Raw genomic sequence first — 14,570 nt, forward strand, 5'->3', positions numbered from 1 at the left:
CGCTGGCAACCGCCATCACTCCTGCCGGCGGCGCCGCAGCAGCGCGAGCCCTGCCAACCCAAGCAGCAGCGTGCCCGGCACCGAGGCCGTGGCGCAGTTGCACCCGCTGTCGGGCTCGACGGGGTACGAGGGGCCATCACCGATGCCGCCCCCTCCGACGATGCCACCGTCTCTCCCACCCGTTCCACCATCGGTCCCACCGTCGGTCGGCACCGGGGTCGACGAGAGCGGAGGGCTGAACGAGCTGGCCACGGTGGCCCAGGCAACGAGCTTGTCGTTCTGCGTGGGATCATTGATCTCGTCATGCACGGCGACGAGGCCCCCCGGGAAGTCCGGCCCGAGCCACCGGGACGTGGCCTCCACCAGGACCGGGGCGTCCACGCGGTCGATAGCGCCATTCTGGACCAAGGCGAAGCTGCCCACGACGGCATGAGGAGGAGTGCGCTCATAAATGACGACCTGATCCCCTCCCTCGCTCGCGGCCAGGAGGTAGCCGGTGCCATCGGGCAGCGCGTAGAGCGACACGCCTCCCAGGGGAGCCGTGAGCGGCGCGCCCACGGAGGCCACGGTGGTGGGAGTGTCGTTGGCGGTGGGCTCGGCGGAGAAGCGCAAGATGCCGGTGTTCTGCTGAGCGACGAAGAGGAAGCCCTGCTGGTCGTCCGCGACCGCTCCGACAATGGTGCCGCCCACGGACAGGCTGCGCACGGGCACGCCATCCACGCCTCCATCCGTCCCGGGGCGCAGCTCGACCTGCTGCAGGGTGCCCGAGGCGTTGGAAGTGAAGGCGTAGAGCACCCCGCTGACGGAGCTGCGGTACAGCGTCACCGAGCGCGGGGAGAAGTTTGGCAGGATCAGGTTGCCCGTATCCACGCGGCGCAGCTGCAGCGTGAGCGGATCCACCACATACGCAGTGAGCGCCTGGAGCGTGCCATTGGCCACCACCACGAGGGGCGCGGTGCCACCCTGCAGGGTGAAGCCATCGCGCACGTCCACGCCGGAGGCCACACCGTCCGAGAGCAGGGCCTGCCGCTCCCCTCCGTTCAAACCGAAGCTGACAAGCCCCACTGTGGGGTCTGCCACGAGCAGCAGGCTCTGCGCCGGAGTGCCGGGGTTGACCCATAGGGCTGTATCCTGGGTGGCGGAGCCACCGCGGACGACGGCCTGGGTCTCGACTGTCGGTTGGACGCTGACCGGCTGGGCCGCGGCGGCAAAGCCTACGAGAAACACGGGTAGAACGAGGCGGGTGGAAACACGCATGACAGCCTCCTGGGTCGCGTCCCTACGTAGCCACCGGCCCGAGGGGCTGCAAGCACTCCTTTCCCCAACGGTTGGCGCAAGGCAGAGCGTCGAGTACAACCTCACGGCTTTTCTTCAGGGAACACTCTGGGGCGTGAGATGCGAATCCTGGTCACGGGCGCGGATGGCTTCGCGGGACGGCACCTATGCGAGCTGCTGCGCGCGGCGGGCGATGAGGTGGTGGAGGTGTACGGCCCACGCGCCGAGGGCGTGAACAGCGACGCGCAGAACTTCGACATTGCGAACGAGGCGGCGGTGCGCACGGCGGTGGAGAACGCCCGGCCGGAGGGGATCATCCACCTCGCGGGCTTCAGCTCGGTGGTCCGCAGCCACGGCAACCCGGCACGCGTGTTCGCGGTCAACGCGCTCGGAGCCGTCAACCTGCTGACGGCAGCAAGAGACCTGTGCCCCAAGGCCCGCGTGGTGCTGATCAGCTCCGGCGAGGTGTACGGCCCCTTGCCCGAAGGCATCCGCGCTGGGGAGCGGGAGCCCGTCCTTCCTCTCAACCCGTATGCCAGCTCGAAGGTCGCTGCGGAGATCGCGGGCCTGCAGTTCCACCGGAACTACGGGCTTCACGTGGTCGTCGCCCGGCCCTTCAACCCCCTGGGAGCGGGACAGGCTCCCACCTGCGCGGTGCCCTCGTTCGCCGCTCAGCTCTGGGCCATCCAGAAACGCAAGGCGGAGTCCGTGGTGCGCACGGGCGACCTGGCGGTGATCCGGGACTTCTCCCATGTCCGGGACGTGGTGGCGGCCTACCGGCTCCTCGTGACGAAGGGCGAAGCGGGCCAGACGTACAACATCTGCAGCGGCACGGGCCGCACGATCCGGTCCGTGCTGGAGGAGATGATGGCGCTGGCGAAGGTCTCCGCCCGCGTTGAAGTGGATCCGGCGCGGCAGCGGCCCACCGACATGCCCCGCCTCGTGGGTGTCCCGGACAAGCTGCGAGCGCTCGGGTGGGAGCCCCGTTACTCGGTGACCGACGCATTGCGCGAGGCACTCGGCCTGCGCCAGGCCTGAAGGCTGCTTCGATCCAAGCCCTCCTGTTCGCGGCAATACAGGCACGGCCCTGCCCCCCGCAGGTTCTGCCCAGGAGGATTCATGCGCGGCCCCGCTCCCACTTCTGCCTTTGACGCGACGCGTGCGGCCCATCGGCGGGCGTGGCCGGGGGTGCTGTGCCTGACCGTCCTCTCGCTGACAGTGGCCTGCATCGATGGGGAACCCTCGGAGCCTGTGCCGCCTCCCCCAGAAAACCCAGATGGGGGTGGATGCCAGCCGAAGACGTGTCAGCAGCTCGGCTTCGACTGCGGCGAAGTGGCCAGTGACGGATGCGGAGGAACGCTGAACTGCGGCACGTGCGTGGCCCCCTCCACATGCGGAGGCGGAGGCAAAGCCAACGTGTGCGGCTGCAAGCCCCGCACGCAGTGCACCTTCGAAGAGGGCGAGTGCGGCGTCGCGCCTGACGGCTGCGGTGGGTTCGTCTCCTGCGGCACGTGCCCGGAGCCGGAGGTCTGTGGCGCGCGAGGCCAGGCCAACACGTGCGGCATCCCCTCCGCCGAGCGCTATTGCACCGTGGATGGCTGGTGCTGGGAGTACCCGCTGCCGCACGGCAACACGATCTATGGCGCGCACTTCCGCGCGGCGGATGACGGGTGGGCGGTGGGCGAGGAGGGGCACGTCCAGCACTGGGATGGAACGAAGTGGTCCCAGGTGACCAGCGGGACACTCGCCCCGCTGCGCGGCGTGCATGCGACGGCAGCGAATGACGTGTGGGCCGTGGGCGACACGGGCACGCTGCTGCGCAACCAGGGCAGCGGCTTCCAGAAGCTGGACGCGGGCACGCCTCAGAACCTGCTGTCCGTGTGGGCCGCGAGCGTGGCGGACGTGTGGACGGTGGGCGCCAAGGGCACGCTGCTGCGCAACCAGGGCAGTGGCTTCCAGAAGCTGGACGCGGGCACCGCGAGGGACGTGCGAGACGTGTGGGGCAGCGGCCCGAACGATGTCTGGATGGTGGGCAACGCGGGCCTGGTCATGCGCCATGACGGCAGCGGCCTGACCACCGTGAGCACCTCTTCGCTGGATGGAGGCGTCTCCGAGGATCTCTACGAGGTGACGGGCACGGGTCCGCAGGACGTGTGGGCGGTGACCTCGGATGACCCCTGCCTCTTCTGCCTGGATTACGGGGCCGTGTACCGGCTCACGCCGCAGGGGATGTCGCAGAGCTTCTACGGACCGGATCAGCTGTTCCACATCTTCGCGGCGGCACCGAATCACGTGCTCACGGTGGGCGAGGACTCGCGCTACCTGTGGAACGGGAACACCTGGCGGGAGACGAGCGTGGGGCGCGATGGCGTCCTCGCAGGCACGGCGCCCGAGGACGTGTGGCTCCTGGGCGCGAATGGCCTGATCCAGCGGTGGTCCGGCACCTCGTGGACGACGAAGGTGCCGACGCGCCTGCTGGGAGAGGTCCGGGACATCCACGGCAGCTCGGCTACGAACGTGTGGGCGGTGGACACCGAGGGCAATGCACTGTTCTGGAACGGCGGGGGCTGGCGAGAGCTGAAGGCGGACACGTTCGATGACAACAGCGAGGGCGTCTATACGGCCTCGCCGACGGCCACGTGGGTGGTGTTCGAGGGCATCTCCAGCTCGGACAACGTCATCTATCTCTGGAATGGCACGGCCTTCACGAAGGAACTCGATGGGAATGCCAGCAGCCTCTACGGCATCCACGGCTCGTCGGAGACGGACGTGTGGGCCGTGGGTGAGTCCGGCACGGCCTTGCATCGGACAGCGGCCGGGTGGACGCCGCAGCCGACGGGCGCGGGGGCGACGCTGCACGATGTGTGGGTGAGCCCCGGAATGGCGGTCGCGGTGGGCGACTCGGGCACCATCATGCGGTGGGACGGAACGGCGTGGACCGGCATGAACTCGGGCACGAGCTCGTCACTGCGCACCGTGTGGGGGAGCAGCCCTACGGACATCTGGGCGGCTGGAGCGGGTGGCATCCTGCTCCGCTACAACGGGACAGCCTGGCTCCCAGCTTCGAGCGGTACGACGTCCACGCTGAACGCACTGTGGGGTACCGGGCCCGCGGATGTCTGGGCGGCGGGGGCGGGCGGCACGCTGCTGCACTTCAATGGGACGCAGTGGAGCCGCGTGTCCACGGGCACTCGCCGTGCACTGACTGCAGGGTGGTCCTCCTCCACCACGGACGTGTGGGTGGGCGGAGACACGGCCATCTTCCACAAGCCCTGAGCGCGCGGGGCGCGGCGAAGCCATCCTTACTGGGGGCCCAGGAGCCACTTGACCCGGCGGGTCGGCTTGACCGCTACGCGCGGCAGGTCCTTTCCGGTGACGACACGCGCTGACAGGCTCGTCTCCATGCCGCGCCTGCCCTCTCTGGCGATCCTCGTCCTGCTGTCCTCCGTGTTGCTGGGCGGATCCTGCTCCGAGCCCAAGGCCGTTCCCCTTGAGGAACTTCAGAAGGACATTGCTCCGCCCTTCGACTACTCCCTGTACTGCGACGAGGATGGCACTCTGCTGGGAGACCGCTCCGCGGTTCTCCTCGTCTACCGCGCCTCGCACCTCGAGCGCGTGTACGGAGACGCCCTGGCGGGCAATCCTCGTGCACAGGCCCTCTTCGGGCAGTTGGAGACTGCAGTCAGCCGCACGGGCATGGAGATGGCCAAACAGTCCCTCGGGATTGCCTGCGGGTCCCTGCCAGCCTGCGTGGTGCAGTGGCACAAGCTGGACGAGTTCCTGCCCTCGCGAGGAGAGGGGGGCCTGCGCCTGCGGCAGGTGATGGCCGATAGCTTCTCCAGGGCGGCCATGCTCCAGCACGTGAGCAATACCACCGTCTCCGCTGTGCTCGACGTCCTGCTGGTGGGCACCGTCCTCAAGCGCGGCGCAGTGGGAGCCGCAGGGACCGAGGCGGCGGTAGCGGAAGCCAGAGCATTGGCAGCCGAGACGTCGGTCGCTCCGGTGGAAGCCGGGAGACTGGCCGTGGCGGGCCTGGAGGTACGCCTGGCGGCGGAAGAACTCCCAGCGCTCGAGGCCCGTATCGTAGAGGAGGAGGCCCTCGCGACAGCCGCACGCCACCCGCCACGTCTAGAAGCGCTCACGCGTTACCGTCCCTCTGCTTCCCAGCCGCCTCCGGGGGTACAGGCAGACCACCCGCGCTGGACCAGCTACGTGGCCTACTGGCACCGATGCTACGAGGAACTGGCCGGTACACGCCCTCTTCCCCCGAGAGCGCTCGAAGCCAAACCCCCGCTCGCCTGGGACAGCTACTCGGCCCTGCTCGATAGGTTCCAGCGATCGCTGGAATTTCAGCGGAGCGTCACACGGAAGCTCCAGCAACCAGGCTCCTCAAAAGGCTCGACGGTATGGCTGCCGGACATGAAACAGCCTCTGATTACCGACAATACAGGTCTCCAGCTCGAGAGCCGGGCCCATCCCGTCTATGTGGATCAGCTCGCCGTAGACCAAGCCACCCTCGGCCCGGGCCTCCGCCCTTCCGTCCACACCTTCAGCAATAAACAACGCAACTTCTCGACTCTGAGCGTTGATGAGGCCCTCAGACAGTACAGGGCGGATCTCCAAGAGGTCCAAGCCAAGTACAGCGGCGTCGTGGAGGTGCGCAGGCCCGGCCACCCCCTCTTCCAGCAGAAGGTGGAGATCTCCCAGGCGCATATCGTCTATGACGGGAAGCTGGTGCCTCCTCCCATCCGAACAGGGCTCTCCCAGTATGCGCGATCGAGAGGAGCCGCCCTCCACTTCCATGACCCCTGACGCGTGGAACAAGCAGGACGACTTCATCCTCGCCCTCGTCTCTCCCGCCCGGCCCTTGGCCCAGGGCTTCGATGGATTGGAGCCCGTGCTCGATGTCATCGAGGCGCTTGAACCGGAACTTCGCCCGGACAGCATGTACCTGACAACCCGGCGCCTCCCGTACTCGCGCAGGACGCTCCGCAAGCGGCTCGCCGAGTCCTTTGCCCTCAACGGCCACAGCATCAACCTCACACGCTCAGTGCCACCGCAGGTCAGCTTGTGGCTCAATACCTTTGAAGGCCAGAGCCCAGGCTGCGGCATCGATCTGAGGATCAGCCCCTTTGCATTCGTCCAGGAGCCCGAACAGCTCCAGAGGCGAACTGGACAACTCGTCTCCTTTGTCCGTGCGCTGGCCTCCTGCCTCCCGCTGTCCTTCGGATTGGGACACAGCTTCACGGATCTCAGCCTGGGAACTGATCCGCGCCTGCAGGGCACGAGCGTGGCCATGCCCATCCCTGAGGTCTTCTGGCTCAACGTGTACGGCCCGACCATGGTGCAGGCCATCGGCCGCGAGCGCCTGCTGTCGGTCCCAGCGACTCAGATGGAGGAACTGCCCGGTGGCGCCGTCCTCTGGCTCACCCGTCCCACTCCCGCTGACTTCGACTCCGAAGAGGCCCGCCTCGCCCAGGCTCGCGCCCTCGTCCACCTCCGCCCGGAGCTCAGCCTGGACTCCACTCTGGCGACCCTCCGCCAACGCTCGCTCGAGCTCACCTCCATCCCCATGGAGTTCGACCCGGACGTTGCCGACATTCTGCGCTTGGAGGTGGACTTCCAGGGCGTGCTCGGCGGCAAGCGCAAGAATGTCGAGCGATTCAACCGCTACCGCCCTCCCGCCGTCTCCGAGTGGCTCCCTGCCTCCCAAGCCCCCGCCCCGGATGTAGACGATGTGAAGGCCTCCATCGACACCTACGAGCACCTCTACGCCGAGCAGCTCATTGCCCTGTTCCACTCGGATGTGCCCCAAGTCACAGAAGGCACCCTGGAGGCCTTGCCTCGCCTCGACTGGCACCTGTGGCACTCCGGTTTAGCCAAGAACCTCTCCCAGCAGCAGCGAGAGACCCTCATTCCCGCGCTGGGCGCCTTCCTGGGCCGCTACCTGGTGGATGTGCTTGGCGGCCGCTGGGTGCCGCGAAAGGAGCTGGAGGAGGCCGCCGTGGTGGTGGGTGACAGAGCCTGGCTGCCCTTCCTTCGCGCTCGCCATGCCCTCCAGGGACCGGAGGCCCCGCTGGACTTCTCCTGCTCCCAGTTCTTCCTCACCGCCCAGCGCCTCGCTGGTTCTCACGCACATTGAGTCGTGCTGCAAACGCGCCGTGGGGCACCGTGCCTACGGACATCTGGTCGGCAAGGGCCGGTGGTACGCGCTTCTTCACCGTAGTTTTGGGATGCGATCGCCGCTGGCAGGATCTATCCCCCCACCTGCGCGAGTGCGGACTCGTACGCCTCCAAGGTCCGCTCGGCGGCACGCTTCCAGGTGAACTGCTCGGCGCGCCGCCGCCCCTTCTCCGCCCAGCTGCGCCGCTCCTCGGGTGAGCGCAGAAGTTGGTCGATCACCTCCGCCAACCCTTCCGCGTCATCCGGGCGAACCGCAGGCGCCGCATCGCCACACACCTCCGGCAACGCGCCTGCATTCGAGACGATCGTGGCCGTCCCCAGTCGCATGGCCTCCAGCGGGGGCAGCCCGAACCCTTCCCCTAGGGACGGAAACACGAAGACCGCCGCGCGCCGCATCAGCTCGTAGAAGACCGGAGCGGACTGGTAACCCAGCGGGCGGATGTCGAAGCCCTCTGCCCGCATCCGCCCCACCCGCGTCTCCACCGGACCCGAGCCAAACCAGCTCTGCCCCGCCAGCACCAGCGACGCCTTCTTCCCCTGAGCCCTCAGGCGCTCCAGCGCGTCCAGTACCAGGCTCACGTTCTTGCGCACGTCCAGCGAGCCCGCGTACAGCACGAAGTCCTTGGGCAGCGCCAGCGCCCGCACGAACGCCTCGCCCGTGAGGTCCAGTCGCTCGGCGTCCACATGATCCACGCCGTTGTGCACCACCAGCGTGCGCCCGGTTGCCTCGGGGAAACGCGCGAGGAGTTCATCCTCCGTATGAGCGCTGACACAGATCACCCGGTCGGCGACCCTCAGGCTGCGCGACAGCCACAGGCGGAACTGCCACCGGAACGCCGTGGACACCGTCTCCCGCATCGTCAACGGGAGCAGATCATGCACGGTGACGACGTACGCTTTGCCGGGTACGCGCGTGAGCGGGAGGTTGAAGTTGCCCAGTGCGTGGAACAGCCGCGCCTGTGATGCCCTCAGGTCCCTCGGAAGGTGGGCCAGCGCATAGCCCGTGCGGCCCATCTGTCCCCGAGGGTGCTCGCCTGATACCCGAGCGCCGAAGCGCTCCAGGGTCACTCCGAATCCCTCCAGGGAGGAGGCCAGACACCGGGTGTAGAGACCGATCCCCGTGGTGGGCTCGTCCCAGAGGCTCGCGTCGAAAGCAATGGGCCCGATGGACACGGGGCGCCTCATACCACGGGCCTGTGATAGGCAAGGCGCCCCATGGCAGTCCATCAGCTGATTCCCAGCTTCGTCCCGGGTGATGCCACCGGCCAGGCCGCGCTGCACCTGCAGCTGCTCCTGCGCCGCATGGGCCACTTCGGCGAGCTCTACGCGGGCGAAGTGGGCGCTGGCCTCGAGTCCCTCGCAAACCCCGTCTCAGCCCTCCGCCCCACCCCCGAGGACCTCGTCCTCTACCACCACGGCATTGCCTCCCCGCTGAGCGGCCTCCTGATGCACCTGCCCTGCCGCCGCGGGCTCGTCTTCCACAACATCAGCCCCGCCCGCTTCTACACCGGCACCCCGCTGGCCGAGGCCCTCACCTCCGGCCGTGCCCAGCTCGCCGCCATGGCTCCCTTCGTGGAGGTGGCCATCGGCGTCTCGGACTTCAACAGCGCGGAGCTGCGCGCCGCCGGCTACCGCAAGGTCCACACCGTCCCACTCTTCATCGAGCCCGACCGCTTCTCCCTGGCCAACGCGGACCCCGCCCTCCTCCAGCGCCTCCAAGGCCCCAGCCCCACGGTCCTCAGCGTGAGCCGCGTGGCCCCCCACAAGCGCTTCGAGGATCTCCTCGCGCTCCACGCGGAGCTGGTGCGCCTGCGCCCCGATGCCCGCCTCCTGCTTGTCGGCGGCTACGAGCCCGGCAGCCGCTACTTCAAGTCTCTGCAGCGCACCGCCAAGAGCCTGCCCGGCGTCTACTTCTTGGGCCGGCTGAGCCACTCGGAGCTCGTCGCTGCCTACCGCTCCGCGCAGGTCTTCGTCTCCATGAGCGAGCACGAGGGCTTCGGCGTCCCGCTCGTCGAGGCCATGGCTGCCGAGGTGCCTGTGCTCGCTTTCGGCGCCGCCGCCGTGCCGGAAACACTCGGCGGTGCGGGCATCGCCTTCGATCAGAAGCACTTCTCCTTCCTCTCCGAGCTGGTCGTCGAGGTCACCGAGAACACCGACCTGCGCCAGCGCCTGCTCCAAGGCCAGGCCCGGCGCCTCGCCCACTTCTCCGCGGAGAACAGCCAGCAGGCCCTCACCAAGGCACTCGGCGAAACGGCCTCTCCCCGCCCCAAGCCTCGCCGGCCTGCCCGAAAGCCGAAGCGCCCCCGCGTGGGCATCGTGGTGCAGCGCTACGGCGAGGTGACGGGAGGCGCCGAGCGCCACGCCCAGCAGCTCGCCGAGCACCTCGCGCCTCACTGGGACCTCACGCTCCTCACCACCTGCGCGAAGAACCACCTCTCCTGGGAGAACGTCTTCCCGCCGGGGCCCGACGAGGTGGACGGGCTGCCGGTGCTGCGCTTCCCGGTGACACGCACGCGCAACATCCGCCCCTTCAACGCCCTGTCCAACACCGTCTTCAACCGGCCCAACGAGCGGCTCCGCGAGGAGCACTGGGTGGCCGAGCAGGGCCCGCTGTCCCCCGCCCTGCTCTCGCACCTCGAGACGGCCCGGGACGCCTACGACGCCTTCGTCTTCTTCACCTATCTCTACGCGCCCACCGTCTGGGGCCTGCCCATGGTGGCGAACCGGACGATGCTCGTGCCCACCGCGCACGACGAGCCCCCCATCCGCTTCGGCACCTACGCGGACGTCTTCGAGCGTCCCCGCGTTCTCATGTGCAACACCCCAGAGGAAGTCTCCCTCATCGAGCGCTTCTACCCGAAGCACGCGCGCGCCCGGGTCGTTGGCGTGGGAGTGGACCGGCCCAAGGCCACGCCCCAGAACTTCCGCGAGAAGCACGGCATCCACCGCCCCTACCTGCTCTACGTGGGCCGCCTGGAGCCCGGAAAGGGCATCCCCGAGCTGCTCTCGCACCACCGCGCACTGAAGGACCGGTACGCGGACGCGCCGGACCTCGTCCTCGCGGGTGAGGCCCACATGGACCTGTCCGGCGAGGGCGTGCGCTACGTGGGCCGCATCGACGAACAGGACAAGCACGACGCCCTGGCCGGAGCGCTCGCGGTGGTGGTGCCCTCGCGCTTCGAGAGCCTGTCGCTGCTCACCTTGGAGGCCTTCGCCCAGTCGACGCCGGTGCTCGTCAATGGACACTCCGACGTGCTGGTGGGCCAAGTGGAGCGCAGCGGGGCCGGCCGGGCGTACAAGGATCTGGAGTCGTTCATCCACGGCCTGCGCGAGGTGGGCACCGAGCGAGCCACCATGGGCCAGAAGGGCCTCGCCTACGCGAAGAAATACTCCTGGACGAAGGTGGTGGCCGCCTACCAGGAAGAGCTGGATCGCATCCTCGAGGAGAAGCACTCATGAAGCTGTTGGGCCGAGACATCCCCGCGCGTGAGCTGATCACCCGTATCGAGGAGCGCCTGCGCTCGCGAGGCCTCCCCACCTCCGAGGCCTCCGAAGTGCCTGAAGAGGGCGTGGAGCCCCGCGTGGACCCGCTGTCCTTCTACCTCCAGTCCCTGGAGGAGCACGCGGACCCCACGCAGCCGATGCCGCTGCACACGCACCGGGGCGGCGTGGGCCAGCTCGTCGTGGTGGCCAAGTGGGCCTTCCGCAAGACGTGCCAGGTGCTCATCAACGAGACGCTCTCCCGCCAGCGCGTCTTCAACGGCCACGTCCGGGATTCCTACGCCCAGCTCTCCGCCGAGGTCCTCCGCCTGCGGCGCGAAGTGGAGGAGCTGAGGGCCGCCCAGGCGTCCGCCACCCCTCCGCCCGAGCCCCCCATCGTCCCCGTGCGTCCCCGCCGGCCCAAGACCCCCAAGTAGGCTCCCGCCCGCGGGACGAGCAGGAGGGCAAGGGCCGTCTCCTCTGAGTACGAGCCACTCCGCCCAGCTTGAAGCGCCCGGCACCGGGCGGCTATAGACCCCTCCGAGGCACTCCCACATGACCGCGCCGTCCCAGCAGCCGCGGCTGCTCATCTTCGTCATCGCCTACTACGCCGAGTCCACCCTGCGCTGGGTGCTCGAGCGCATCCCCGCCTCGATCTTCGAGCAGTACGCGTGCGAGGTGCTGGTCGTCGACGACGCCTCCCAGGACCGGACCTTCGAGATCGGCCGCGAGTACCAGGAGAACCATCCGGACATCCGGATGACGGTGCTGCGCAACGAGCACAACCAGGGCTACGGCGGCAACCAGAAGGTCGGCTACTCCTACGCCATCGCGGAAGGGTTCGACTTCGTCGCCATGGTGCACGGCGACGGGCAGTACGCCCCCGAGGAGCTGCCTCGGCTGATGGAGCCTCTGCACGCGCGCGAGGCGGACGCTGTCTTCGGCAGCCGGATGCTGAGCCGCTTCGGGGCGCTCAAGGGCGGCATGCCGCTCTACAAGTACGTGGGGAACAAGATCCTCACCACCGTGCAGAACGCGCTGCTGGGCACGCGCCTGTCCGAGTTCCACAGCGGCTACCGCATCTACTCGGTGGCGGCGCTGCGCCGCATCCCCTTCCAGCTCAACTCGAACGACTTCCACTTCGACACGGAGATCATCCTCCAGCTGCTCAACGCCCAGGCGCGCATCCTGGAGCTGCCCATCCCCACCTACTACGGCACCGAGATCTCCCGGGTGAACGGGATGAAGTACGCCAAGGACGTGACGCTGGCCACGATGCGCAACGTCCTCCACCGCGCGGGTCTGCTCTACCAGCGCCGCTACGATCCGATCAGCCACGACAACCGGCACTACGATCTCAAGCTGGGCTACGCGAGCAGCCACTCGTGGGCGCTGGACGCGGTGCCTCCGGGGGCCAAGGTGCTGGACATCGGCGCTGGGCCGGGAGGCATCGCCGCTCAGCTCGTGAGCAAGGGCTGCACCACCGCCGTGGTGGACCAGCACCCGCCCGAGAATCCCGATCCGCATATCCAGATCCACGTGCAGAACCTGGACGAGCCGCTGCGCTTCAACGTCCGCGACTACGATCACCTGCTCCTGCTGGACGTCATCGAGCACCTCAAGGATCCCGAGCAGTTCCTCGCCGAGCTGCGCCAGCAGTTCGACTACACGCCTCGGAAGCTGGTGCTGACCACGCCCAACATCGGCTTCATCGTCCAGCGGCTCATGCTGCTCGCGGGGCAGTTCAACTACGGCAAGGCCGGCATCCTGGACCGGACGCACACGCGCCTGTTCACCTTCCGCAGCCTGCGCCACCTGCTGCGCGACAACGGCTTCCGCATCAAGGAGATCCGCGGCGTCCCCGCACCGTTCCCCAAGGTGCTCGGCAACGGCGTGCTCGGCAAGGCGGCCCTTGGGGCGAACATGGCGCTGATCCGGCTGAGCAAGACGCTCTTCTCGTACCAGATCTACGTCGAGGCCGAGACCACGCCCGACGTGAGCTTCGTCCTCAAGGACTCGAAGGAGCGCAGCGCTCAGCGCACCCAGCGCCTGCGCGAGGCCCAGCAGCCCCGCGAGGCGCCTTCCTCCTCCAAGGCGAAGGCTCCCAAGAAGCCGCGCCGCCATGCGTGAGTCCGCGTGGAAAATGGGGGGCCCGCTGCATCCTCCCCGCTCCGCCGCCTGGACCTGGCTGAAGCTGCTGGCCGTACTGCTATCCCTCGCGATGCTGTTCTACCGGCTCGCGAACTTCGAGCTCGTCTCCTTCATCCTCGACGAGCCCTTCTTCCTCACGGCGGCACGCGGCCAGGTCCTCACCGGGCACTGGGTCTCCGCCTCGCCGATCCAAGGCACGCAGGGCACCACCTACGGGCCCACCGTCCTGTGGTTCTACGGCGTCGTCCACTGGCTCTTCGGCTCCGCGCCCCAGACGAGCATCCTCGCGATGTGTCTCCTGGTGACGCTCGCGCACCTCGCGGTCGCCGTGGCCCTGACCCGGTCGTTCCGGGAGGACGCCTGGTTCCTGGCAGCCATGCTGGCGTTCATCGCCGCCTCGCCCTACCAGTTCTTCTGGTCGCGCTTGGCGTGGGACCAGATGGTCAACGTCTGCGCTTCCCTGACCGTGGCGCTGCTGTGCCTCCCGGGCTCGCTGGGATGGGTGCGGCGGGTGGCGCTCGGGCTGGTGGTCGGACTCGCCCTCTCCTCGCACTTGATGGTGCTGCCGCTGGTGGCGCTCACCTGCCTCGTCCTGGCCTTCGAGCAGCGCTGGCAGCCGAAGGGCGTGCTGGTCACGCTCGGGCCCGTGCTCGCCTGCGCCCTGCTGGTCAACGTGCCGTACCTGGGCTTCCTCCGCGAGCACCCGCCCCAGCCGCCGCCTGTCTCGGGCCCCTTCTCATGGGGCGTCCTGGGCGAGCACCTGCTCCAACCCGCCCGCGTCGCCTCCACGTGGGAGATCGGCTACTTCTTCGATCAGGCGTGGCCCGACTTCCTGCAGTGGGTAGGCAACCCCGGGCGCTGGCTCCTGGAGCACGCCCAGTGGAGCGTGACCGCCCTCATGGTGTTGAGCGGCCTCGGCCTCCTCTTCACCCTGGGCGCGAGGCAGACCGAGCAGCGCCGGGTGGCGTGGCTCGCCGTCCTGAGCTGGCTCGGCTACGCGGCCTTCTACACCTACCGCCAATTGAACCGGGAGCCGCACTACCAGTTCCCCTCCTGGTGGCTGATCGCCGTGGGCGTGGCGGGTGCCCTGCATGTGCTGCGCGATCGGATCCCACGTTGGGGCGCGGTGGCCACAGGGGCCGTGCTCCTCGTGGCGTGCGGACAGTTCGCCATGAACGTGGCCTGGATGCGCTACATCCGGGAGCGCGGAGGCACCCAGGGCATCCACTACTCCGTCCCGCTCTCCGCGCAGCAAACGGTGGTGCACCGCCTCTGCGAGGAGGCCCAGGGCCAGGTGTTCCTGGAGAACCGCACCGCCCTCTTCCCGCCCTCGCTCGGCTACGTGGCGCAGACCACCCCGGCCTGCCAGAACGTGCGCCTGGGCCTGTGCGCGGGCTGGGACTGCCCTCAGGGCGTCCCCGTGCGCAGGCTGCGCTACGCAGGGCCTGTGGGCGGGGCTGTCGTCCTCGAGTAACGCGGGC

The 14,570-nt window shown here is 68.6% G+C and carries 10 protein-coding genes; 8 read left to right on the plus strand and 2 right to left on the minus strand.

Annotated features, from left to right (window positions below; genetic code table 11):
• Window positions 1-15 precede the first annotated feature (15 nt).
• Window positions 16-1,257 carry a myxosortase-dependent phytase-like phosphatase gene (locus tag DB31_RS03105; RefSeq protein ID WP_044181662.1) on the minus strand — a complete coding sequence of 414 codons (1,242 nt, stop codon included), beginning with the start codon at window positions 1,255-1,257 and terminating at the stop codon, window positions 16-18.
• 138 nt (window positions 1,258-1,395) lie between these two features.
• On the opposite strand from DB31_RS03105, the gene DB31_RS03110 reads away from it, so the two are divergent.
• From DB31_RS03110 to DB31_RS03125, 4 genes are all read left to right on the plus strand, one after another.
• Window positions 1,396-2,313 carry a GDP-mannose 4,6-dehydratase gene (locus DB31_RS03110; protein ID WP_044181664.1) on the plus strand — a complete coding sequence of 306 codons (918 nt, stop codon included), beginning with the start codon at window positions 1,396-1,398 and terminating at the stop codon, window positions 2,311-2,313.
• Between the two features lie 81 nt (window positions 2,314-2,394).
• Entirely contained in the window at window positions 2,395-4,551 is a 2,157-nt protein-coding gene (locus DB31_RS03115; RefSeq protein ID WP_157231772.1) for a WD40/YVTN/BNR-like repeat-containing protein, read from the plus strand.
• 126 nt (window positions 4,552-4,677) lie between these two features.
• Complete coding sequence (locus DB31_RS47740; protein ID WP_157231774.1) at window positions 4,678-6,087, plus strand: hypothetical protein; 1,410 nt, start codon at window positions 4,678-4,680, stop codon at window positions 6,085-6,087.
• Window positions 6,077-7,417 (plus strand): hypothetical protein, encoded by a 1,341-nt coding sequence (locus DB31_RS03125; RefSeq protein WP_052419672.1) that lies wholly within the window; start codon window positions 6,077-6,079, stop codon window positions 7,415-7,417. The genes DB31_RS47740 and DB31_RS03125 overlap by 11 nt, the downstream gene beginning before the upstream one ends.
• 113 nt (window positions 7,418-7,530) lie before the next feature.
• Here the strand turns inward: DB31_RS03125 and DB31_RS03130 are convergent, their stop codons facing one another.
• Window positions 7,531-8,631, minus strand: coding sequence for a glycosyltransferase family 4 protein (locus DB31_RS03130; RefSeq protein ID WP_240486493.1), 1,101 nt, complete (start codon window positions 8,629-8,631; stop codon window positions 7,531-7,533).
• 42 nt (window positions 8,632-8,673) lie between these two features.
• Here DB31_RS03130 and DB31_RS03135 point away from each other — a divergent pair, with 42 nt between their 5' ends.
• The 4 genes from DB31_RS03135 (at window position 8,674) to DB31_RS03150 (ending at window position 14,563) form a co-directional block, all read left to right on the plus strand.
• Window positions 8,674-10,917 carry a glycosyltransferase gene (locus DB31_RS03135; protein ID WP_044181674.1) on the plus strand — a complete coding sequence of 748 codons (2,244 nt, stop codon included), beginning with the start codon at window positions 8,674-8,676 and terminating at the stop codon, window positions 10,915-10,917.
• Window positions 10,914-11,375: a hypothetical protein gene (locus tag DB31_RS03140; protein ID WP_044181675.1), complete on the plus strand. Its 462-nt coding sequence runs from the start codon at window positions 10,914-10,916 to the stop codon at window positions 11,373-11,375. Before DB31_RS03135 ends, DB31_RS03140 begins: the two co-directional genes overlap by 4 nt.
• Window positions 11,376-11,493: 118 nt before the next feature.
• Window positions 11,494-13,068 carry a bifunctional glycosyltransferase/class I SAM-dependent methyltransferase gene (locus DB31_RS49555; protein ID WP_063769181.1) on the plus strand — a complete coding sequence of 525 codons (1,575 nt, stop codon included), beginning with the start codon at window positions 11,494-11,496 and terminating at the stop codon, window positions 13,066-13,068.
• Window positions 13,061-14,563 carry a hypothetical protein gene (locus tag DB31_RS03150; RefSeq protein ID WP_157231776.1) on the plus strand — a complete coding sequence of 501 codons (1,503 nt, stop codon included), beginning with the start codon at window positions 13,061-13,063 and terminating at the stop codon, window positions 14,561-14,563. The genes DB31_RS49555 and DB31_RS03150 overlap by 8 nt, the downstream gene beginning before the upstream one ends.
• Window positions 14,564-14,570: the final 7 nt, after the last annotated feature.

Source organism: Hyalangium minutum (assembly GCF_000737315.1).
GTDB classification, from domain to species: Bacteria; Myxococcota; Myxococcia; order Myxococcales; family Myxococcaceae; genus Hyalangium; species Hyalangium minutum.

Coding starts and splice junctions, on each gene's coding strand:
- DB31_RS03105 (WP_044181662.1), bottom strand. CDS start 1,257: ATGCGTGTTTCCACCCGCCTCGTTCTACCCGTGTTTCTCGTAGGCTTT.
- DB31_RS03110 (WP_044181664.1), top strand. CDS start 1,396: ATGCGAATCCTGGTCACGGGCGCGGATGGCTTCGCGGGACGGCACCTA.
- DB31_RS03115 (WP_157231772.1), top strand. CDS start 2,395: ATGCGCGGCCCCGCTCCCACTTCTGCCTTTGACGCGACGCGTGCGGCC.
- DB31_RS47740 (WP_157231774.1), top strand. CDS start 4,678: ATGCCGCGCCTGCCCTCTCTGGCGATCCTCGTCCTGCTGTCCTCCGTG.
- DB31_RS03125 (WP_052419672.1), top strand. CDS start 6,077: ATGACCCCTGACGCGTGGAACAAGCAGGACGACTTCATCCTCGCCCTC.
- DB31_RS03135 (WP_044181674.1), top strand. CDS start 8,674: ATGGCAGTCCATCAGCTGATTCCCAGCTTCGTCCCGGGTGATGCCACC.
- DB31_RS03140 (WP_044181675.1), top strand. CDS start 10,914: ATGAAGCTGTTGGGCCGAGACATCCCCGCGCGTGAGCTGATCACCCGT.
- DB31_RS49555 (WP_063769181.1), top strand. CDS start 11,494: ATGACCGCGCCGTCCCAGCAGCCGCGGCTGCTCATCTTCGTCATCGCC.
- DB31_RS03150 (WP_157231776.1), top strand. CDS start 13,061: ATGCGTGAGTCCGCGTGGAAAATGGGGGGCCCGCTGCATCCTCCCCGC.